Below are 22,921 nucleotides of genomic sequence, written 5' to 3'. Positions count from 1 at the left end.
AATTGTCGCATAAAAAAAGCCGGGCTTACCCGGCTTTATTCATAAAGCGAAAATCAAGGATCTTTAGGGTAGGTCATTTGCACACGGGTAAATGACTTATTACCTTTTGGTGTGGTGAAAACAAGATTAATGCTTCCACTTGCGCTATCAGTACCACCTAATTTGCAATTACTAGAGCTCATCAGAACAGAATGGAATGTCCCTCGATGAGGCGCACCAATGCCTACTGTTTGGTCGGGAACTTTATCCGGGAAAATAGTTGATCCAGATAATCCATTTACACTATCTCGAACGATGATAGTTGTATCTGCAGGCATAGGATTGTCAAGATCATCTGCCACCTCAAAATCAAATCCGAGTCCAGTACAATTCGTATCCGTTCCTAAATTTATCGTATTATTTACAACTGACTGTCGAACTCCGCTTCCATTTATTGGGTAAGCATATCCTCTAGAACCACTTAAAACCATACGTATTATTCCAGTTAGAGTATTACCACCAGTAGTTATGCTAGCAGTAACCGTAGCAATTCCTGCCTCTGAACCACTAAGATATCGGTATTCCTGAGAAATAAAGTCCACAGAACATGCACCATTCAAAACAAAACATCCACCAATATTAGAACTACCTACTGCACCACTGTTTGTTTGAAAAGTGACTGGTGCGCCATCTGCGATAGGGTTACCGTTTTGATCTGCAATACGTGCTGTCAATACAGATTTAGTACCGTCATATACTAATCCTTCAAGATTATGTGGCAAAGCACTCAAAGAAAAATTCTGCTGGACGGCCGATCCAGTAGTAACGGCCAATGAAGTTACATTAGCAAATATAGTTGGCGACTCAGTTACTTTAGCAGTCACCGTAACACTAGTAGGCAATGTCCCAGAGTTCACAATTGCAGTCACTTGACCATCTGCATTACTTTTTGAAGATGTCGTAACTAACGTTACTGGATTAGAACTCTGCACTGAAAACGTCACATCTTTATTTGCAACTGGCTGACCAGAACTATCCTTGACTTTAAACACCAGTGTCGCCGTTTCAGATCTGCCATTGCCACCAGCACCTTTAATTACGATTGACTTATCACTTGGAGTAACGCTAACCGCCTCAATACTAGAAGCTTGAACCACAACATTAGAGCTTGCAGAAAAGCTATACGCTAAATGATTGGTAACATCAACACCATTTATTGAAGCACTCACCGTAATGTCATCGGCACCACCATCACTTCTAGAGGGTTGAATCGACACACTGGCTATGCCTGAAGAATCTGTAATTTGTGTTTTGGTGCTAGGAGAAATAATCGTAAATGCTGATGCTGAGAAAGTTACAAGAGTGTTAACCACTGGGCTACCACTTGCATCTTTAACTTTTGCACTAATTTTGCCTGGTTTAGTAGTACTAACTGAAGTCGTTACATTGCCATTTTGATCAGTCAAAGTAATTTCAATACTGGCTGCTGTCGAACTAGATCCACTACTAGAAGAAGAACTAGACGTGCCGCAAGAAGCTCCAGTACAAGTTCCAGCGCTGCCGCCGCCGCCGCCGCATGCTGCAAGCAGCACACTTGCAATTACTATTAAGGATTTTATGAGTCTGACCATGATCATTGAATGCAAATTTATTTTTAAAAGCATCTTCTTCTCGCCTAAATAATTAAATGGCAAATCCATTACCGTGCAGCAATCTTGTCTGACACCACTTTAGGAGTCAAAAAGATTAACAGTTCGGTTTTGTCATTTACTTTTTCATTTTCTTTGAAGAGGTGTCCAAGAATTGGAATATCACCAAAGAAAGGTACTTTATTCGTTGTGTTTCGCTCTGTCTGAATATAGATGCCACCAATAACAATGGTTCCACCGTTCTCAACCAATACTTCTGTTTGCACATGCTTTGTATCAATGGCAAAACCTGCGGTTGTTTGTTGGCCAACACTGTCTTTGTTTACATCGACTTCCATAATCACATTACCTTCTGGTGTGATTTGTGGGATAACTTCGAGCTTAAGGTTTGCTTTTCGGAAAACAATCGCCGTTGCGCCACTGCTGGTCGCGACCTGGTAAGGCAATTCTGTACCTTGCTCGATGATGGCCTTGGTTTTATCAGAAGTAACAACACGTGGGGAGGAAATGATTTTGCCGCGGCCTTCTGCTTCAAGTGCACTCAATTCCAAGTTGAGAAAACGATTTGCTGCCGAGCTGAACAAGCTGACCGCGACACTCCCCGCATTAAATCCATTGATACCACTAGCTGGCAGACTGACAAATTGGGTATTTGGCGCATAAATATTTTGATCAAGTGCCGCTTGACCAGTTTGTTGACCTACACCAACGTAATTACCGGTAATCGTCGCATTCGTGTTCCCGGTTAAATTCACCCCCGAGGTTCCACCTCTGATAGTGCGCAAGTCGGCAAAACCGAGCTTGGCGCCCAGATTACGACTGAACTTATCATCAGCCTCCACTACACGAGCTTCAATCAAAACCTGGCGAACTGGAATATCAATACGCTGAATCAACTTGGCAACTTCTTCCAGTTTGACACCGATATCAGTCACAAATAGTTGGTTGGTACGAATGTCTGCAGCCACACTACCTCGATCACTCAGGAGTCTGTATGCCTGGCCCCCTGACATACCTACTGGACTAGCCGCTGAATTTGAATTGATGCTGGATGAAGTAATTCGATTGGTGTTATTACTTGTGCCACCAACAGCGCCAAGCAGAATGGCACGAACATCTTGCGCTTTTTGGTAATTCAGTTGGTACACTTGGTTTCTTACTGGCTCCAAGTTTGCGACCTGGGCTTTCGCTTCAAGTTCTAATTTTTCTTTTGTCATCAGCTCATCTTTTGGTGCAACCCATAAGACGTTGCCATTTTTACGATAATCCAGGCCCTTAGCCTGCATGATGATGTCCAAAGCCTGATCCCAAGGTACATCTTTTAGACGAAGCGTTAAATTACCACTCACGGTATCGCTGGTGACGACGTTGAAGTTGGTAAAGTCAGCAATCACTTGCAGTAACGCCCTTACTTCAACATTCTGGAAATTGAGTGACAAGCGCTCACCTTTATATCCAGTGCCACTTCCTTGTACCAGCTTATTGGGATCCTCTTTAATAGCACGCACTTCAACAACAAATTGGGTATCGCTCTGATAGGCGTTATATTCCCACAGCCCTTGAGGCTCAATGACCATCCTGACGCTATCACCTTGCGGAAAGGTTGAGATCGCAGCAACAGGCGTGGAGAAATCGGCCACATCCATTCTTCTGCGCAAAGTATCTGGCAAGCGAGCACGCAGGAAATCAGCGACAATCGTTTGGCCTTGCTGACGAATATCCACGCCCATCTGATTATGTGGCAACTCAATCACTACGCGTCCCTCACCGTCCTTGCCACGACGGAAATCGACATCTTTAATAGCTTGTGCTGGATTGATGGTTTGTTCAGCGTTACGGTTAGGACGACTACCAATAGCTGAGTTGGTAACACCATCTAAAGTAATCACCAGTTGATTACCCTCGATGCTCGTTTTATAAGTCAGGCTTTTTCTGAGATTAAATACTAGTCGCGCACGATTCTCTGTTTGAACAATATGTACGCTGTTTAAATCACCTTGAGCAATGTCCAGTTGATTTTTACCAATTCCATTTGCAGTATTTGGAAAATCAAAAGCAATTCTTGCTGGATTGGTAACAGAAAAATTGGTTGGATTGGAAGAAAGTGGATTTTTCAAGTTAACGCGCACAACCACATTACTACCCTCTTGATTGGCAAGAATGGATTCGATAGCGTTGCCTTCTTGTTGTGCAAAAGCAAACACTGGCAGAACCAAGAGCTGAACGACAATGAATTTTAATAAATGGCCCATTAGGTTAAACAATTTAGTATCGCCCCCGTTTGATTGTTTCATTGTGAATCTCATTTTTTATTCTCCTGAAGCAGCAGCGATGTCACTCGCTCTACCCACTCACCTGATGGGTCTTGCACTAATTCTTTTAGCTGAATCTCAGATTCACTGACTTTTATGACGACACCAAAATTTTGGCCAATATAATTTCCCTGCTTTACCTGAAACAGCGTGTTATCCACAGCGACTAATGCATAGGTAGCGCCAGGCTTTTGCAAAGTACCAACCATTTTGAATGAGTCAAGCGGATAACTTTCCAATGGCTCTCTACGACGATCCAGATCCGGCTTCAAGCCGCCGCCAGGTTTGGCGGCGGCACGTGACAACGCGACTTGAAGCTTGATTTCATTAAACGGATCAATAAGATTTTGATCCGTATATTCGTAAGGCGTAAATTTCTTTGGTTCAGGTATTTTCTGAACCATTGGTCTAGTTTCTTTACGCGTTTCCTGCATCCACTCACGCAACTCGTTTTCCTCAGAACTTGCGCAGCCAGCCAAAAGCGTCATCAAAACAAGCGGTAAATATTTTTTCATTATTTACCTCCTTCTTTTGCCGCTTTTTCTGCAGCCGCCTTACGTTGGGCCGCAACTTCATCGCTATCAAGATAGCGAAACGTTTTGGCAATCGCTTCTAGTTGTAAAACTGAGTCTTTCGACACCGTGATATTCATATTATTAAGTGTCACGATTCGAGGCAAGTGAGCAATATCACTCGTGAATGAGGCGATATCGTGATAGTTGCCATTAATTTTTATATTGATTGGCAATTCGGCATAGTAGTCTCGCAAGTTCACCTGACCAGGTTTGAATAATTCAAATTGCAGACCACGTCCCAAGCCAGCTTGGTTAATGTCGGAAAGCAATGCATCCATTTCGGCTTTACTCGGCAGTTGTTTTTCCAACAAAGTGACGTATTGTGCAACCTGTTCTTTTTGTTTTTTTAACTCTTCCAGGTTGACGGCTTGTTGCAATTTGCTCTTATATTCGTCTCTCAGAGCCAGCTCTTGTTGCTTTGAGTTGTCCAGTTGTGTCAGTTGATCGCTGACATATAGATACCAAGCCAAGCCAATCACTAAAGCAATGACAAAAAGGAAGCTGACTATTTTGGGAAGAATAGGCCAAGTTCCTGGGTCTTCAGTATTCAACCCCTTGAACTGATTAGCCGCATCTAGTGCGAGTTCTTTAATATCGATGGCCATGGTTTTCTTTTTTTAGGTGGATCATGTCCCTGGGGCCGGAGATGGCGTAGCAGGACTCGTCTCTTTTGCCTCTTTGTCTCTAGGACGCTGCATTCCAACACGCATTGAGAAGTCGAAGACTCTTTTTTGATCCTTAATAACCTGGGGATTACCAAGCACAGCTGCTTTGATCTCGATTAGTTCAGGCTTTTCGAGCCACGCCGAGGTATTGGAGACATTTCTCAATAACTCTGAGACCCGTTCATTAGATTGGGCATATCCATTTATCTGGACACCTTGAGTATCTTGCTTAATAGCCGTCAAATAAACCCCTTCCGGCACTTGCTTGACTAACTCATCAAACAAGTAAACAGGTTGATTACGATCCGCCTGCAAATCTTCTACAGCGGTCTGACGAGATCTCAAGGCATCAATTTCTTGTTTTAACGTCGCAATTTCTTTGATTTGATCATCCAGCTTTCGGTTTTCTTCAACCAGGATGTTATTAAGATCGTTTTGCCCAGAGATTTTTCCCTGCACAACGGCAACAATCAATGCGCTAATTGCCAAACCTGCGCCTGCGGCAATACCCAGTCCAACAAAAAAATCCCGCTTTCTTTGCGCCCTTTTAAGGGCACGATGAGGTAAAAGGTTAATTCTTATCATTGTGTAAACCTTCTCATCGCAAGTCCACAACTGATCAAATAAGCCGGTGCATCCATTTCCAATTGCTGCGAACCTTTAAAATTGGCCGCAATTTCCATCCCATCAAATGGATTAACGCACTTGGTAGTGACTTTTGTTCGCTCCAGCACTACGGCTTCAATACCGGGTAGTGCTGCACCACCGCCAGCAAGATAAATAGAGTCAACTCTGTTGTATGGGGTTGAAGTAAAGAAAAACTGCAAAGCCCTGGTAATTTCTAAAGCGATACTCTCGACGAAAGGAACGAGCAACTCAGTATGGTAATCATCAGGCAAATCACCAGAGCGTTTTTTCTGTTCTGCTTCTTCTAGTGACATTCCATAACGCTTGGCAATATCCTGTGTGAGTTGATTGCCACCAAAAGCTTGCTCACGCTCGTAAATAGCAACGCCACCGTGCAAAATAGATAAATTTGTGCTGGTTGCGCCCAGATCAAAAACCGCAATGAACGAGTCCTGAAAAACTGAACCGGATTGACTAATCCGATCGATTGCCAGGCGTGACGAAAAGGGCTCAATATCAACAATGACGGGTTTCAATCCTGCCGATTCCGCTGCAGCAACACGATCTTCAACTTTTTCTTTTCGGGCAGCAGCAATTAATACTTCCATATCATCAGGGGATGTCGGTGATGGTCCGATAACGTCAAAATCCAGACTGACTTCATCTAACGCAAAAGGAATATATTGATTAGCTTCCGACTCTACTTGCACCTCTAGCTCTTCCTCGCGAAGATTGGCCGGTAATACGATTTTGCGGGTAATAACCGAGGCCGCAGGCAAAGCCAATGCCACATGTTTGGTCTTGGTACCCGATTTTTTCAATGCGCGCCGGATAGCTGCCGCTACAACATCAATTTTCTCGATGCTGCCATCTACTACCGCTCCTCTTTCCAGAAATTCCATCGCCATACAATCAACGTGGTAATTTCCATTTGCCTCCTGTGACAACTCCACCAGCTTGACGCTCGAAGAGCTGATGTCGAGACCAATCAGCGCAGGCTGTTTTCTTTTAAAAAGTGACCCTAAATGTAAACCCACCCTGGCTCCTAGTCGCTTATCTAATTGATTTAATATAACTTCAGGCGAAAGCTTAAAGTTCGGTAACACGATTTCATGTGACAAATTGCCACTATGAATACTTGTTGCCGAACGTTACATTTTGATATAAATCACCAGTTATTTCATTTTTCTATCAGTTTAAGTTCAAGCTCTCGATTATTTTATTATGTATACACTCTAATAGTATATCCAAGATTGATTCTTTTACGTTATTTCTATTCGATATGGTTCATAAAAATTGTTAGAACGCCCATCAATAAATATTAGCCGTCTTGATCGCTATAATGACCCAATCAATTGCCACCCCTATTCACCATGCTTTTTAACTTCCCCACTGTTAAACAATTAAGCAAAAAAGCATCGCCGACCACAACCGATAAAAAACCGTTTTGGATACGCGCTTGCCTAACAGTCATTTTTGTATCGTTTGCTGCAACAGTGATTGCCGTACTTCTAGGCTTATTTGCACTCTTGATTGCCTATCCAAACCTACCATCCATCGATACGATTATTGAATATCGGCCCAAAATTCCTCTTCGCATTTATTCTTCTGAAGGTTTGCTTATTGGAGAGTTTGGCGAGGAACGTCGTAATTTGACCAAAATAGAGGACATTCCAAATGTGATGAAGCAGGCCGTTCTTTCTATTGAAGATGAGAGTTTTTATCAACACGGTGGCGTTGACTACAAAGGTATCTTGCGAGCCGGTATATTGAATCTCACCAATGGCAAAATCAAACAAGGCGCATCTACAATAACTCAACAGGTTGCAAGAAACTTTTACTTATCGAGCGAACAAAGTTACACCAGAAAAATTTACGAAATTCTGCTTTCTTTCAAAATCGAAAGCCAGCTGACCAAAGATCAGATCCTTGAGGTTTATATGAACCAAATTTATCTTGGACAACGTGCTTATGGCTTTGCATCAGCTGCACAAATTTATTTCGGCAAGTCATTAAAAGAAATCAATACTGCCGAAGCCGCCATGTTGGCCGGATTACCGAAGGCACCTTCTGCTTACAATCCCATAGTTAATCCACAAAGAGCCAGACAACGACAACAATACATTCTTTTAAGAATGCATGAACTCGGATATATCAGCGAAAGTGAATATGAACAAGCTCGTAATGCTGAAATTAAGATCCGGACGATTGGCACTGAATTCAACCTGCATGCCGAATATGTAGCCGAGATGGTAAGGCAAATGCTTTATCAACAATTTAAGGAGGAAATTTATACACGTGGATTAAATGTCTACACCACGATATCAAAAGAGCATCAAGAGTCGGCTTATCAAGCCGTTCGCAAAGGCGTCATGGATTACGAAAAGCGACACGGTTACCGTGGTCCGGAGGGTTATGTCGAGATTCCAAACGACATCGACGAACAGCAACAGGTCATTGATGACGCTCTATTAGAACATCCGGATTCAGACGACATTTATGCCGGCCTCGTATTGCAGGCTTCGCCCAAAGAGGTTCGCGTTATTCGACAAACGGGCGAAGTCGTTATCATTCAAGGCGAGGCACTCAAATCTGTCGCAACCTCGCTGAACTCTAATGCTCAACCCAGCCTTCATATTCGACGCGGCTCTATTATTAGACTAGTCAAGGGCGATAAGGGCTTATGGGAAATCACACAACTTCCAGAGGTTGAAAGTGCATTTGTGTCAATGAGTCCCCAAGATGGGAGCGTTAAAGCATTAATAGGTGGCTTTGATTTCAATCGCAACAAATTCAACCACGCCAATATGGCTTGGCGACAACCGGGCTCCAGTTTTAAGCCATTTATCTATTCTGCATCACTGGAAAAGGGCCTGACACCAGGAACGATCATCAATGACGCACCATTGATTTTTGATGCCGCTCAGACTGGCGGGCAGCCATGGGAACCCAAAAATTATGATGGGAAATTTGATGGCCCACTTACCATGAGACGCGCGCTTGCCAAATCAAAAAACATGGTTTCTATCAGGATCTTACAAAAAATTGGTCCAAATTACGGGCAGGAATATATCACCCGTTTCGGATTTGACTCAGAAAAACATCCCCCCTACCTGACCATGGCTCTAGGCGCGGGATCTGTTACTCCTATGCAACTAGCTAGTGCCTATTCTGTTTTTGCTAATGGAGGGTATAGAGTCAATCCTTACATTGTTTCAAAAGTCACAGATTCTCAAGGCAATATCATTATGCAAGCACAAGTCGCCACTGCGGGCGATGAAACATTTCGAGTCATCAGTGCCAGAAACGCGTTTACGATGGACAGCCTTCTAAAAGAAGTCGTTAAAAGTGGTACGGCTGCGAAAGCTATGGTGCTTAAGCGCAATGATCTTGCCGGCAAAACTGGAACAACAAATGACTCTCTTGACGCATGGTTTGCCGGCTATCAACCTCAATTGGTTGGGGTTGCCTGGATTGGATTTGATACACCTAAAAAACTAGGCGACAGGGAAACAGGGGGGGGATTGGCCCTGCCCATTTGGATCAACTATATGGCCAAGGTATTAAAGAGTTATCCCGATTTAGAAAGACCCATTCCTGAAGGCATCGTTAATATTGGCGGAGAGTATTATTACGAAGAAAATACGCCAGGAGGTTCTGGCGGTATACGTTCACTGGGCTTGGGCGATAGCACAACAACTGAAGACGGTAATACTTCTCCAGAGAATGCACCTGGCAATAATTCGATGTCAATTGATACAAACAAAGTCGAGGAAGAGAAAAAGCGTATCCTGGATATTTTCAGGAATTAAAAACCAACATTAGGTTCGACTGCTCAAAAACGAATGCCTGTAATGACTTAAAAAATTCCTCACCATTACGGGTATTAGTTAGTAACTCATTACTATATCGATAATGATAGCCACCAGATTTTGCCGCTATCCATACTTCCTTCATGGATGGTTGCAAGTTGATAATAATTTTTGAGCCATTTTCAAATGTCAATGTTAAAACATTTCCTTCACGGCTTGTATCAATATCAACATTTTCATCATTATTAACAGCACTCTCTATAACCATTTCAACCTGACCCAAAACACCACTGGCCTTGTTTAAGAATTCACTTTCTGTCATGCTAAACTCGTCGATAGTTAAAAAATTAGGTTAATGAACAACTTTATTAAAGCAATTACATTGCTCGCCATGTGCGCGATCATATCAGGCTGCGGCCAGCGTGGACCACTTTATCTTCCTTCACCAATAGGTCAAAGCAAAGAACAATCCAAACCCTATCCATCTCGGGACAATCAGAACCCTGCTTTAGATCCAGATGAGAAAAACTAATTAAATTATGAATTTCCCCCCCTGCCACTATCTTGACAACATTCTTCACATTGAAAATGTTCCCTTGGATCGCATTGCAAAATTTTATGGAACACCACTCTATCTGTATTCCGCTGAAGCCCTTCGTAATGCATATCATGCTTATGAAAAAGCATTAATCAAGCAAAAATCACTGATTTGTTATGCAGTTAAAGCGAATAGCAATATTGCCATACTTAATTTATTTGCAAAATTAGGGGCAGGTTTTGACATTGTTTCAATTGGTGAACTTAAAAGAGTGATTGCCGCAGGCGGATCACCTTCCAAAACCGTTTTTTCCGGTGTGGGAAAAACTAAAGAAGAAATTCGTTTTGCCCTTGAGCACAATATCCATTGTTTCAACATCGAGTCGGAGGCAGAATTATTAAGGATTCAATCAATCGCAAAAGAGCTTGGCAAAGTGGCGCCAATTTCTTTAAGAATCAATCCGGATGTTGATGCAAAAACGCACCCTTATATTTCAACCGGCTTGAAAACCAACAAGTTTGGATTGGCATATGATTCCGTTCTCAAAACCTATCAAAATGCCAAACTACTTGATCATATTGCGATTAAAGGAATCGACTGTCATATCGGCTCTCAAATAACTGAGATTTCACCATATCTTGATGCCCTAGATAAAGTGCTAGATATGGTTGAGTTACTTGAGAAACAATCGATTCCCATTGAACATATTGACTTAGGTGGTGGCTTGGGAATTCAATATCAAGATGAGCAACCTCCTACTCATGCCGATCTTTATGAGAAGATCATTGCACGACTTCATTCAAGAAATCATCACCGCAAAACCATATTGATAGAGCCGGGGCGTTCATTAGTTGGTAACGCTGGCGTTTTACTTACCGAGGTTCAGTACACTAAGACCGGTGAAGCTAAAAATTTTATTATCGTAGATGCTGCGATGAATGATCTTGCAAGACCTGCGATGTATGAGGCCTATCATGAGATGATTACTGTAAAAGAGTCCTCCAACAAAGGCTTGACTGCAGATATAGTCGGCCCCATTTGTGAAACTGGTGACTGGCTTGGCAAGGATCGTCAGCTTGATGTTTCAGAGAGTGATCTAATCGCTATATTGTCTTCCGGTGCTTATGGTATGACGATGAGCTCCAACTACAACACTCGCGGCAGGGCCGCAGAGGTCATGATTGATGGTGACGAACACTATTTAATTCGTCAGAGAGAAAGTGTCGAATATTTACTTTCTCTCGAAAATATTGCTCCGATTTAAAAATTATTTACCAATACAAAATGAAGTAAAGATTTCTCCCAAGAGATCATCGGCAGTAAATCGACCCGTAATGCTACTTAACGACTCTTGGGACAACCTTAGTTCTTCGGCAAAGAGCTCAAGATGCTGATCTCCTTGATCGGCAAAATCAGCAGCCTCAATTAGATGTTGCTGTGCTTTGATTAAAGCGACAATATGTCTTTGTCTTGCAATGAAAATACTTTCATGCCCACTTTGCCAACCCGCAATTTCTAGTAGACGATTCTTTAATACATCAATGCCTAGTCCCGTTTTTGCAGATATTTGAATGGTGGTTTCTTCAATATCTATAACTCGAGTCGCCAGATCTAGTTTATTCAATATTTGCAAAACAGGTATATCCGCAGGAAAGTCTGCTGCTATTTTTTTATCGTTTTCTGTCAAACCTATGCTGATATCCATCATATGAAGTATCACATCTGCTTTACGAATTTCTTGCCAGCTTCTTTCAATACCAATCTGTTCAACACTATCAATAGCATCTCTTAGACCCGCTGTGTCTGTAATATGCAGAGGAATACCTTCAATCTGAATGGTTTGGCTGACTTTATCTCTAGTAGTACCCGCTATTGGCGTAACAATGGCCAAATCCATTCCAGTCAGCGCATTCAACAAAGAAGATTTACCCACATTGGGTTGACCTGCAATAACAATTTGTAAACCTTCGCGGAGTAAAGCCCCCTGTTTTGCTTCTGCCAATAGCGCCTTGAAACCAATTTGAAGACTCTCCAATTGCTCAAGTGCTTGACTGGATTTTAAAAAATCGATTTCTTCTTCAGGAAAATCTAACGTTGCCTCAACCAAAGTTCTTAATCGGATCAATTGACCAACTAACTCATTCACACGTGAAGAAAATTTGCCTTCCATAGAGCGATTTGCGCTCTTAACTGCCATTTCAGTACTTGCTTCTATTAAGTCAATCACCGCTTCTGCCTGGGCCAAGTCGACCTTTTCATTGATGAAGGCGCGTTTAGTGAACTCACCAGGTTCTGCGAGTCGCAAATTTAAAGACTTCCCAATATTCAAACAACGCTTGATCAGCATTTGAAGTACTACTGGACCACCGTGTGCCTGTAGCTCTAATATATCTTCACCCGTATACGAATGCGGTGCCGGAAAATAAATAGCAAGACCATGATCTATCGCTTGGCCATCTTGATCCAGAAAAGCTAAATATGTTGCATGACGTGGGTTTAATAACTTTCCACATATAGCCTCAACAATCGGCAAGATATTCTTTCCTGATATACGAATGATACCGACACTGGCCCTGCCGGAAGCGGTTGCTATTGCAATAATAGGCGTCGTTGAATTCATGATGACTTTCAAAAGAAAAACGGCAAATTAAACATGCTAATTTGCCGTTTCCAATTTTGCTTGATCAATGATTAAGCCGTTTTCTTTTCCCCGAACAACTTGTTGATTTGCCATTGTTGCGCAATGGACAAGGTGTTATTTACGACATAATAAAGAACCAACCCTGAGGGAAAAAAGAAGAACATTACAGAAAATACCAAAGGCATGACCATCATCATTTTAGCTTGCATAGGATCAGGTGGCGTCGGATTCAATTTGGTTTGCAAGAACATCGTCGCAGCCATGATTACTGGCAAGATAAAAAATGGATCTGGCGTCGACAGATCCTTAATCCATCCCAACCATGGTGCATTTCTCATTTCTACGCTTGCTAATAAAACCCAATATAAAGAAATGAATACGGGTATCTGAATCACAATGGGTAAACAACCACCAAGTGGATTTACCTTTTCGGTTTTGTATAGCTCCATCATTGCCTGATTCATTTTCGCAGGATCTTTGGCGTATTGTTCCTTAATCTTCTGCATTTTTGGCGTCACCAATTTCATCTTTGCCATTGATTTATAGCTTGCTGCCGACAGTGGAAAGAACATCAATTTAATCAATATTGTCAGAACAATAATTGACCAGCCCCAATTACCAACAAATCCATGAATTTTGTCCAGCAACCAGAAAAGTGGTTTTGCAATAATCGTCAACCAGCCATAGTCCTTAACTAGTTCTAGGCCTGGTGCTGTTTCTTCAAGTGCACTTTCTTCTTGTGGACCGGAAAAAAGGTTGGCATCAATGGTTGTTGTCGCACCTGGCTCTAACTGCACCAAAGGAATAATCGTACCGATTGAATATAAATTGTCCGAGATTTTTTTAGTAAATACTTCTCTTTGCAAAGACTGTTTTGGAATAAAAGCAGATACAAAGTAATGCTGAACCAAAGCGATCCAGCCATTATCGGCCTTACCTAATTCAAGTGATTTTCCTTTTTCAATATCGGAAAATTCAATCTTCTTGAAATGCTCTTCCGAGTTATAAGCAGCTGGTCCAGTAAATGTGCTGTAAAAACGCGATGCACTTTCCAACTTATTACCATCTCTGACCAATTGCAAATACAAAGAGGGTTGTACCGGTTGAGATCCTACGTTGACAATCTCATGCCTTACATCAATGTCATAACGGCCTTTTTTGAAAACAAAGGTCTTGATCAGTTTTACACCACCTATTTCATCTGACTCAAATTTGACTTCAAGCGTGTTTTGATCAGGCTGTAATTCAAACTTTTCGGATGATATGTGCATAAGGCTTTTATGATTTGGTAAGGAAATACCATTTCCTCCAACCAAACCTGTTTGAGCCAAATAAACACGATCCTTATTCATTTCAAATAAATGAATATTTTTTTCCGGATGCAGCGTATCCATATGCTTCAACAATTCCAGGCTTCTCAGTTCGGCTCCTTGAGTACTGAACTGCGCCTTAATAACGTCTGTCGTTACATCGATATTTTTTGCATTTTCAGATAGCTTTTCGGAAGTTTCAGAAGCCACCTCATTTTTTTCCACACTTTTAACTACTGGAATCGACGAATCATTGACCGACCCCGTTGGCGCTACTGTTTGATTTATTGATTTAGGTGCAAATAAAGACGGTTTGCCTTCATGTCTTTGCCAGTTATCCCAAATCATGATGAGCGACATGGCAAAAATCGCCCATAACAATGTTCTTTTGATATCCATAATTTTGAGTTGGCTATTTAAATCAGGTTGAAAACACATCTGTTTGATCATTTCCCTTATTTTCAGGGACAGGATCAAATCCACCTGGATTGAACGGATGACAACGACACAAGCGGCGAAGACCCATCGTCAGCCCTGCTGATGAACCATGACGATCGATTGCCACAAGCATGTATTGACTACATGAAGGTTCAAAACGACATCTTGAACCAAGCAGAGGACTAAGAAAAAGTTGATAAAGACGGATTAGTGACTGAATGAATTTTTTCATCATGACGACATCACATCTTTTTTTAGTTTGGATGCCATAGCATCAGTCTGTGGTTTGCATTTACTTGTAAGACATTCAGTAATGCTTTCCAGCTCAATCTGTATGGCTCTTTTCAACAAGATTGATTGTGCACTGACGAAAATTTGTTTATCAAATTTTGCAGATATCCGTAGTACCAAATCAAAACCTTTGTAATACTCAATCTTTTGCAAGTCCAAACATCTGAACCACTCTCTACACAAACGCTTGATTAATACGCGCGTGGCAGATCGAGGAACATATTTTTTTGCAACCACAACACCAAAACGCATGATTGAAAATTCATCGTTCTTTTTCAGACAATGCAAACTGAAATGGTCAGTTTTTTTTAGTGGGCGGATACGAAAAACGGATGAAAACTCATCCGTTTTTAATATTCTAGATTTCTTGCTGAATGTTGCCACTCATTGGCACGTTCAAATCCTCAAAAAGGATTTGATGTACGGTCCCTATCAGGACAAACCAAGACGCTTGCGACCTTTTGCACGGCGCGCGCGGATTACAGAACGGCCACCACGTGTTTTCATTCTTACAAGAAAACCGTGAGTGCGTTTACGTCTAACTACTGAGGGTTGATAAGTACGTTTCATGGCTAGCTTTCATAGATAGGGATATTTCCCATCAATAATTCGAATAGTGCAACATTGTATTTTTTACTGAACTTTTAATTATCGTCTTTTTCTTGTTTTTTGTCAATCCCCGATAAATGCCCTCTGAAATGCAAAATCCGTTTTTTGAGTCGCTATTTCAAAAAATCTTTATCTGTTTCTAGGGATAATTCTAATTTTAAGGTCTTGATCAGTTAGAATAGAAAACTATTTTTCATCTGTTTCTAATCGGTTTTTTGTTGTTTTCGCAACAAAAAAATTTCTCTAGTCCCTCGCTACACTCTGATTAGAGAATGCTTTGCCTGTTGAAATCGCAAAGCAAATAACCCACTATAGAAATTTCCAGGATCAAATTTTATGACTGAATTTTGGAATGTCTGCTGTCAGGTACTAGAGCAGGAATTACCTGAGCAACAGTTCAAAACCTGGATCAAGCCTCTTCATCTCCTTGAATTCAATGAGTCCAAGCTCATTTTAAAAATCTCTGCACCCAATCGTTTCAAACTTGATTGGGTTAAAAGCCAATTTTCAAATCGCATCCAAAATTTGGCCAATGATTACTGGAAACAACCTGTTTCCTTGCAGTTTGTTCTTCATGAAAAAACTTCTGTTCCAAATCGTCCTTCTTCACCCCAGAACAATCTGATTCACAATAAATCTATTGCAGACAGAAATAGTAATGATCATTTTCACGATCAAGAAAATATCACTGGAAACCCAGCGCTTCCTAATTCCGGTATAGGGACGAATGACTCGGCAATGAGTGCTGTCAGTAAGGCTCATGACAAATCCAAAATCAATCCAGACCTGACTTTGGATAATTTTGTGACTGGTAAAGCAAATATGTTGGCCAGAGCTGCGGCAACTCAGGTTGCTGATAATCCTGGCACATCTTATAACCCGTTGTTTTTATACGGTGGCGTAGGCTTGGGTAAAACCCATTTGATTCATGCAATTGGTAACCAATTATTGATGGTTAAATCCGATGCAAAGATCCGCTATATTCATGCAGAGCAGTACGTTAGTGATGTCGTTAAAGCCTATCGGCGTGGCGCATTTGACGATTTTAAAAGGTACTACCACTCACTCGATTTGCTATTGATTGATGATATCCAGTTTTTTAGTAATAAGACTCGTACTCAAGAAGAATTTTTCTATGCTTTTGAAGCCCTAATTGCCAATCGCTCACAAGTCATTATTACAAGTGATACCTATCCAAAAGAAATTTCTGGGATCGATGAACGTTTGATCTCGCGTTTTGATAGTGGTTTAACCGTTGCCATTGAACCGCCTGAACTTGAAATGCGGGTTGCTATCCTGATTAAAAAAGCTTTGCATGACAGCGTGCAACTTTCAGAAGATATTGCTTTTTTTATTGCCAAAAATGTTCGTTCCAATGTTCGTGAGCTGGAAGGTGCATTACGTAAAGTCTTGGCTTACTCCAAGTTTCATGGCAAACCTATTACGATTGATTTGGTCAAAGACGCCCTCAAAGATCTGCTTTCAGTTCAAAACCGACAGATTTCAGTAGAAAATATCCAAAAGACGGTTGCTGATTTTTATAATATCAAGGTGGCCGACATGTACTCTAAACGTCGGCCCGCCAATATTGCTCGTCCTCGACAAATTGCCATGTATCTGGCAAAAGAAATGACGCAGAAAAGTTTGCCTGAAATTGGGGATCTTTTTGGGGGGCGTGACCATACAACTGTTTTACACGCTGTCAGGAAGATTGCCGAAGAAAGACAGAAAGTAACCGAGCTCAATCATGAACTACATGTATTGGAACAAACATTAAAGGCTTAGAATAGTGAGCTTGAATTAATAATTTGAAAATGGCTTGTGGATAACCCTGTTAGTTAAACGAGTCAAAAATTGATAATTTTGTTGATAACTTAGTAAATAGTGATTTACTGCCCATGTTATACACAGACTCGATTTTTATTCCCAAAGTTTTCAGATAAGTTATTTTATTGTAAGTAATTGAAGTGCTTAATTAAAATGCTGTTATCAACAGAAAAGTCATTCTCTATTATCTTATCCTAAAGGTATTTATATAATGCAATTGGTTAAAACACATCGCGATAACTTGCTTAAACCATTGCAAATTGTGTCGGGGATTGTGGAACGCCGTCATACTTTGCCCATACTGGCCAATCTGCTGATTCGTAAAAAAGGAAATGAAATTTCTTTTTTGAGTACGGATATTGAAATTCAGATCACCACATTGGCAGATTTTGGTCTTGGTGATGAAGATGTTGCCACCACGGTCAGTGCCCGTAAGTTGGTTGACGTATTACGTTCTCTGTCTGATGGTGAAGTTGCTTTGTCTTTAGACAGCAAAAAGTTGACTGTCCAGTCCGGCAAAAGCCGTTTTACTTTGCAAACATTGGCAGCTGAAGATTTTCCAGTCGTGACACCTTTAGCGGAAATCAGGGCAAACATCACCATTTCACAAAAGCAGCTCAAAGCATTGCTTGGCATGGTGTCATTTGCCATGGCCCAGCAGGATATCCGCTATTACCTCAATGGCATGCTACTGACTTTGGAAGGTCAGACCTTGGGAGCAGTTGCAACCGATGGTCACCGCTTGTCGTATTGTGCACAGACTGTGGAAGTATCAGGTGAGATTGCTGGTCGTCATGAAGTGATCGTGCCACGCAAGACAATTTTGGAACTGAGTCGTTTGCTGGATGATAGCGATAACCCCGTCAAAATCGAAGTTGGTACCAATCAAATCAAATTTCAGTTTGCACAAGTCGAACTCATTTCTAAACTGGTTGAAGGTAAGTTTCCCGATTACCAACGTGTTGTTCCAAAAGGCTACAAAAATGGCTTTATGGTGAAGCGCGAAGATCTCCAGCACGCCTTGCAACGCGCTGCCATCATGACCAGTGATAAGTTCAAAGGCGTACGCTGGATTCTTGCAGACAACAATTTGAAAATTGTTTCCATCAATGCTGATCAAGAAGAAGCTAACGAAGAATTGGAACTCGATTATCAGGGTGAAGCATTGGATATCGGTTTTAACGTTGTTTATCTGCTCGATATTCTGTCCAACATCAAAACTGAGAATATGCAAATTTCACTCGGTGACGCAAACAGCAGCGCATTATTTACTCTGGCAGAAAACGCCGAGTTCAAATACGTTGTCATGCCAATGCGCATTTGAGCTGACTAAAGCAGCAACAGGTTGATAGCGTTGTTGCTTCCAAGAAGGGACGTCAGTCCCTTTTATGTTTTTATTGAATAAGAAGACCATCATGTCAGATACGCCTATGCAAGAACCGGACAATCAGGCCGCTCCTTCGGATAACCTGAAAGAGTACGACTCTTCCAGCATCAAGATGCTGAAAGGCCTTGAAGCAGTACGTAAACGTCCCGGGATGTATATCGGCGATACAGGTGATGGCTCTGGTCTGCACCACATGGTCTTCGAGGTGGTCGATAACGCCATTGATGAAGCCCTGGCTGGTCATTGCGATGAAATCGTGATTACCATCCATTCCGACAACTCTATTTCAGTGACTGATAACGGTCGTGGTATTCCAGTCGATATTCATAAGGAAGATGAATTTCACCGTTCAGCGGCCGAGATTGTCATGACGGAGCTGCATGCGGGTGGCAAGTTTGACCAAAACTCCTATAAGGTTTCTGGTGGTCTGCATGGTGTGGGCGTGTCGGTGGTCAACGCCTTGTCTGAATGGTTGCGCTTAACGGTTCGCAAAGAAGGCAAGATTCACTTCATGGAATTTCGTGATGGCGAACGTGTTGAAGCGTTGAAAATCATTGGTGATACCGACAAACGCGGTACCGAAGTCCACTTTTTGGCCAGTAAAGAAACCTTTGGCAATATTGAATTTCATTATGAAATTTTGGCCAAGCGACTACGCGAACTGTCATTCCTCAACGATGGCGTAAAAATCCGATTGGTTGACGAGCGCCAAGGCAAGGAAGAAAACTTTGCCTTTGCCGGTGGTGTAAAAGGGTTTGTTGAATACATCAATCGCACCAAAAACACCTTGCATCCCAATGTGTTTTTTGCCGCTGGTGAACGTGATGCGGATAACGGTGTGACTGTTTCGGTGGAAGTGGCGATTCAATGGAATGATAGCTACCAGGAACAGGTTCTTTGCTTTACCAACAATATTCCGCAACGTGATGGCGGCACACACTTAACGGGCTTACGTGCTGCAATGACACGGATCATCAATAAATATATTGATGAACATGAGTTTGCTAAAAAGGCCAAGGTTGAAACAACCGGCGATGACATGCGTGAAGGCCTGACCTGTGTGTTGTCCGTTAAAGTGCCAGAACCTAAATTCAGCGCGCAAACCAAAGACAAGCTGGTTTCCAGTGAAGTACGTTTGCCTGTAGAAGAAATTGTCGCCAAGACACTGGGTGATTATCTGCTTGAAAAACCTAACGATGCCAAGATCATTTGCGGCAAGATTGTCGAAGCGGCACGGGCGCGTGAAGCAGCCCGTAAAGCCCGTGAACTGACCCGTCGTAAAGGCATCATGGATGGTCTGGGCTTGTCAGCCAAACTGGCCGATTGCCAGGAACGCGATCCTGCCAAGTCCGAACTCTTCCTGGTGGAGGGTGATTCTGCGGGTGGTTCCGCCAAGCAAGGGCGTGACCGCAAATTTCAGGCGATTTTGCCTCTGAAAGGTAAGATTCTTAACGTTGAAAAAGCGCGTTTTGACAAAATGCTTTCCAGCCAGGAAGTCATGACGCTCATCAGCGTGCTGGGTACCAGCATTGGCAAGGACGATTACAACATCGACAAGCTACGCTATCACCGCATCATCATCATGACCGATGCAGACGTGGACGGCTCACATATTCGCACCTTGTTGCTTACCTTCTTTTATCGGCAAATGCCCGAGCTGGTTGAGCGCGGCTACATTTATATTGCCCAGCCACCACTCTACAAAATCAAGCATGGCAAAGAAGAACGTTATCTCAAAGATGACCACGAATTAAATGCCTATATCACCAAGCTCGCTTTAACCAATGCGTCCTTGCAGGCACAGCCAAATCAGCCCGCCATTAGTGGCGATGCACTGGGCGAACTGGCCCGTCAATTTCAATTGGCTGAAAGCGTGATTCAACGACTGTCTCGTTTTATGGATGAAGAGGCATTGCGTTTAATTTCCGAAGGCCTGGCACTTGATCTGGACAATGCCGCCAATGCCGAAGCTTCTGCCGTTGCCTTGCAGGCCAAAATGGCCACTGCAGAAGTGATTGCCCAGTTTGATGAAAAATCGGATAAACATCAGTTGCTGATTGCTCGTCGTCATCATGGCAATGTCAAAGTCTCAACCATCACAGCAGACTTTGTTCATGGTGCCGATTACAAAACCCTGGAACGTGCAGCACAAACCTTTAAAGGCCTGGTTGCCGAAGGTGCCACCATCAAACGTGGAGAAGGTGATAAAGCCCGCGAACAAATCGTTAACGACTTCCGTGGTGCCATTAACTGGCTGATTGAAGATGCCGAACGCAATGTGTCCAAGCAGCGCTATAAAGGTTTGGGTGAAATGAACCCCGAACAACTCTGGGAAACCACCATGGATGCGAGCGTACGTCGCCTGCTTAAAGTACAAATTGACGACGCCATTGCAGCGGATGCTATCTTTACTACCCTAATGGGCGATGATGTAGAACCCCGTCGTGCTTTCATTGAAAAGAATGCATTGATTGCACGAAATATTGATATTTAATTTTTTCAATATTGGAAAATTTTATATTTATGAAAATCAGCTTTAGATAGATATTAATTCTATTTATAAGATTAACAATGCCCAGGAATACTGGGCATTGTTGTTTTCAAAGATTGTTGTCAGAAATGATTTTTATTGAATCCAATACCTATAATCCGCATCCTTTTTTGGTTAATAAGAATCGGTAATACAGCCAGTTGTATGATTCCAAAATATTTCATTGAATACTGAACGAATATTATTTATTTTTGTATGTCTAAATTAGATTAGGTTTACAGGAGGCTATATTGAAACACATTATTTTTCTTGCTCTATCTTCTCTGTTACTGAATGGCTGTGTTGGCCCAGCATCTCGTGATGCAGAGCCAAACGGCATTCAACGTGCGAAAATACTCAGTAAGAACGAGTTTAGTATAACTATTGAACATAGTGAATGGGGTAAACCAATTGCATTCAGACTTGCCGACGAACATTGTGCGGTCTTTAAAAGAGCGGCGATCTATCGTGGAGGTGTTATGCAAACAGGTACTGACATGACATCTTCATGGCGCTGTGAATAATTTAGCTGGGGTTTAAATTGAGTATTCCAATTGAAATTGAAAATGTAGTAGAAATTATAAATTCTGCCTTTGCTCCCCTACGCTGTGTTGCGGAACTTTGGGATTATGGATTTCGCATCCGTTTTAGGGTTTTTGACAAGGACGAGCCATTACTCAATGTTGATGAAATTTTAAAACCCCAATTCTCAGACCATTCACGGTTATGTTTTATTATCAACGAGGCTCGGTCAAACTTAACAAGCCGGGGCTTTAATTTAACTGAATGGCAGTTCCCATGATGCTTAACACTTCGGTCAAGCAGGATGCTATGCCGGCAAGCTGCTTCGTGCCCCTCAGCTAGTACGTTAGGTATCTCAAACACACTATGTCGCGACTCCACATCAGAAAAGAAGCTCTCCGAGATTTGGCCATTCTGTCCAAGAACAAGTGCGCCTTTCCAGGGTGCGATCACCCGCTTCTCAATCTGCAAGGCGTCTATGTGGCGGAGTTGTGCCACATCCATGCAGCCGAACCAGGGGGGCAGCGCTACAACCAGGAACAAACGGATGAGGAACGTCGCGCTCCAGAGAATCTTCTGTTCCTCTGTCACCAGCATCACAAAGAGACTGACGATGAGGTCCGCTATCCGGCCAAACGGCTCCGCGAGATTAAGAATGCCCACGAGGCGCTTCCAGCAGTCATCTTCAACTCGGACCTTCTGCTGCATCGAATAGAGGAAGTAATTGCCGAGCAGACAGCGATTCGAAAGATGCTCGGATCTGCACCTTCTCAGTCTTCAAGTGAGACCTATTCGATTGTTGGCCCGGAGTTGCAGGATAGTTGGACGCCAGAAGTCGGACGGTTCTATGAAACCTTAACTGGACCACAGACAAAATTCAAGTACATGATGCGCGATGGATGGCTACATGTGGAACAGCAACTCGAAGATGGGGCCATCGCTTATTACGAAATCAACGAGGAGGGCTCGGTCAGGAACTCACGGATGCCCTACCCCATAAACGAGTACTGTGTGATTATTCCAGACGACCTTGTGCTTAGAAGGGAAACGATTCATTCTGATGTCGGAACACATGCAATCCGAACCACACTGAAATGGTCTAAAGGCACTGTTACAGAGCACTTTGTGGGTAATCAGTTAGCAGGTGTTGACTGTGGTGCCAGATGCCACATTTATCAAAAGACCAGGACAATCATCGTCCTGTAATGC

General features: G+C 42.4%; 21 protein-coding genes. 9 read left to right on the top strand and 12 right to left on the bottom strand.

What is annotated here, in order from left to right; translation table 11 throughout:
• Positions 1-53 precede the first annotated feature (53 nt).
• Genes ACMYR3_RS16565 through ACMYR3_RS16540 form a run of 6 tightly spaced genes read right to left on the bottom strand, consistent with a single transcriptional unit; the run spans position 54 to position 6,844 of the window.
• Entirely contained in the window at positions 54-1,679 is a 1,626-nt protein-coding gene (locus tag ACMYR3_RS16565) for an Ig-like domain-containing protein (RefSeq protein WP_424193239.1), read from the bottom strand.
• Complete coding sequence (pilQ, locus tag ACMYR3_RS16560; protein WP_424193237.1) at positions 1,679-3,922, bottom strand: type IV pilus secretin PilQ; 2,244 nt, start codon at positions 3,920-3,922, stop codon at positions 1,679-1,681. Before pilQ ends, ACMYR3_RS16565 begins: the two co-directional genes overlap by 1 nt.
• Positions 3,923-3,930: 8 nt before the next feature.
• A complete protein-coding gene (locus ACMYR3_RS16555) occupies positions 3,931-4,455 on the bottom strand; it encodes a pilus assembly protein PilP (protein WP_424193235.1) in 525 nt (174 codons plus the stop codon).
• Complete coding sequence (locus ACMYR3_RS16550; protein ID WP_424193234.1) at positions 4,455-5,120, bottom strand: type 4a pilus biogenesis protein PilO; 666 nt, start codon at positions 5,118-5,120, stop codon at positions 4,455-4,457. Before ACMYR3_RS16550 ends, ACMYR3_RS16555 begins: the two co-directional genes overlap by 1 nt.
• Before the next feature lie 21 nt (positions 5,121-5,141).
• Positions 5,142-5,765, bottom strand: a complete 624-nt coding sequence (locus tag ACMYR3_RS16545) for a PilN domain-containing protein (protein WP_424193232.1) — start codon at positions 5,763-5,765, stop codon at positions 5,142-5,144.
• Positions 5,762-6,844, bottom strand: coding sequence for a pilus assembly protein PilM (locus ACMYR3_RS16540; protein WP_424196575.1), 1,083 nt, complete (start codon positions 6,842-6,844; stop codon positions 5,762-5,764). Before ACMYR3_RS16540 ends, ACMYR3_RS16545 begins: the two co-directional genes overlap by 4 nt.
• 336 nt (positions 6,845-7,180) lie before the next feature.
• Here ACMYR3_RS16540 and ACMYR3_RS16535 point away from each other — a divergent pair, with 336 nt between their 5' ends.
• Positions 7,181-9,619, top strand: coding sequence for a penicillin-binding protein 1A (locus tag ACMYR3_RS16535; protein ID WP_424196573.1), 2,439 nt, complete (start codon positions 7,181-7,183; stop codon positions 9,617-9,619).
• On the opposite strand, the gene cyaY is transcribed toward ACMYR3_RS16535, so the two are convergent.
• Positions 9,609-9,941 (bottom strand): iron donor protein CyaY, encoded by a 333-nt coding sequence (gene cyaY, locus ACMYR3_RS16530; RefSeq protein WP_424193231.1) that lies wholly within the window; start codon positions 9,939-9,941, stop codon positions 9,609-9,611. The genes ACMYR3_RS16535 and cyaY overlap by 11 nt on opposite strands.
• 33 nt (positions 9,942-9,974) lie before the next feature.
• On the opposite strand from cyaY, the gene lptM reads away from it, so the two are divergent.
• Together lptM and lysA are read left to right on the top strand one after the other, a co-directional pair.
• Positions 9,975-10,151, top strand: a complete 177-nt coding sequence (gene lptM, locus ACMYR3_RS16525; protein WP_424193229.1) for an LPS translocon maturation chaperone LptM — start codon at positions 9,975-9,977, stop codon at positions 10,149-10,151.
• A 7-nt stretch (positions 10,152-10,158) separates the two neighbouring features.
• On the top strand, positions 10,159-11,421 hold the full coding sequence (gene lysA / locus ACMYR3_RS16520) for a diaminopimelate decarboxylase (RefSeq protein WP_424193227.1): 1,263 nt from the start codon (positions 10,159-10,161) through the stop codon (positions 11,419-11,421).
• Between the two features lie 3 nt (positions 11,422-11,424).
• Here lysA and mnmE read toward each other — a convergent pair whose 3' ends face one another.
• From mnmE to rpmH, 5 genes are all read right to left on the bottom strand, one after another.
• Entirely contained in the window at positions 11,425-12,777 is a 1,353-nt protein-coding gene (gene mnmE / locus ACMYR3_RS16515; protein WP_424193225.1) for a tRNA uridine-5-carboxymethylaminomethyl(34) synthesis GTPase MnmE, read from the bottom strand.
• A 71-nt stretch (positions 12,778-12,848) separates the two neighbouring features.
• On the bottom strand, positions 12,849-14,507 hold the full coding sequence (yidC, locus tag ACMYR3_RS16510) for a membrane protein insertase YidC (protein ID WP_424196572.1): 1,659 nt from the start codon (positions 14,505-14,507) through the stop codon (positions 12,849-12,851).
• 22 nt (positions 14,508-14,529) lie between these two features.
• On the bottom strand, positions 14,530-14,781 hold the full coding sequence (gene yidD / locus ACMYR3_RS16505) for a membrane protein insertion efficiency factor YidD (RefSeq protein WP_424193223.1): 252 nt from the start codon (positions 14,779-14,781) through the stop codon (positions 14,530-14,532).
• On the bottom strand, positions 14,778-15,221 hold the full coding sequence (gene rnpA / locus ACMYR3_RS16500) for a ribonuclease P protein component (RefSeq protein WP_424193221.1): 444 nt from the start codon (positions 15,219-15,221) through the stop codon (positions 14,778-14,780). Before rnpA ends, yidD begins: the two co-directional genes overlap by 4 nt.
• A 48-nt stretch (positions 15,222-15,269) precedes the next feature.
• On the bottom strand, positions 15,270-15,407 hold the full coding sequence (gene rpmH / locus ACMYR3_RS16495; RefSeq protein WP_424193219.1) for a 50S ribosomal protein L34: 138 nt from the start codon (positions 15,405-15,407) through the stop codon (positions 15,270-15,272).
• Between the two features lie 375 nt (positions 15,408-15,782).
• Between rpmH and dnaA the strand changes: the two genes are divergently transcribed.
• From dnaA to ACMYR3_RS16465, 6 genes are all read left to right on the top strand, one after another.
• The gene (dnaA, locus tag ACMYR3_RS16490; protein WP_424193217.1) at positions 15,783-17,231 is read left to right on the top strand and encodes a chromosomal replication initiator protein DnaA; all 1,449 of its coding nucleotides are present in this window, start codon (positions 15,783-15,785) and stop codon (positions 17,229-17,231) included.
• Between the two features lie 253 nt (positions 17,232-17,484).
• Positions 17,485-18,597, top strand: coding sequence for a DNA polymerase III subunit beta (dnaN, locus tag ACMYR3_RS16485; RefSeq protein WP_424193215.1), 1,113 nt, complete (start codon positions 17,485-17,487; stop codon positions 18,595-18,597).
• Between the two features lie 91 nt (positions 18,598-18,688).
• A complete protein-coding gene (gene gyrB, locus ACMYR3_RS16480) occupies positions 18,689-21,154 on the top strand; it encodes a DNA topoisomerase (ATP-hydrolyzing) subunit B (protein ID WP_424193213.1) in 2,466 nt (821 codons plus the stop codon).
• A gap of 287 nt (positions 21,155-21,441) precedes the next feature.
• Positions 21,442-21,714: a hypothetical protein gene (locus ACMYR3_RS16475; RefSeq protein ID WP_424193211.1), complete on the top strand. Its 273-nt coding sequence runs from the start codon at positions 21,442-21,444 to the stop codon at positions 21,712-21,714.
• A 17-nt stretch (positions 21,715-21,731) separates the two neighbouring features.
• The gene (locus ACMYR3_RS16470; protein ID WP_424193209.1) at positions 21,732-21,992 is read left to right on the top strand and encodes a hypothetical protein; all 261 of its coding nucleotides are present in this window, start codon (positions 21,732-21,734) and stop codon (positions 21,990-21,992) included.
• A gap of 125 nt (positions 21,993-22,117) precedes the next feature.
• Positions 22,118-22,918, top strand: a complete 801-nt coding sequence (locus ACMYR3_RS16465) for an HNH endonuclease (protein ID WP_424193207.1) — start codon at positions 22,118-22,120, stop codon at positions 22,916-22,918.
• Positions 22,919-22,921 lie beyond the last annotated feature (3 nt).

It is taken from the genome of Ampullimonas aquatilis, assembly GCF_049675895.1.
GTDB lineage: Bacteria > Pseudomonadota > Gammaproteobacteria > Burkholderiales > Burkholderiaceae_D > Ampullimonas > Ampullimonas aquatilis.
Note: the sequence above shows the minus strand (reverse complement) of the source record. Positions and strands in the feature narration are given on the sequence as shown.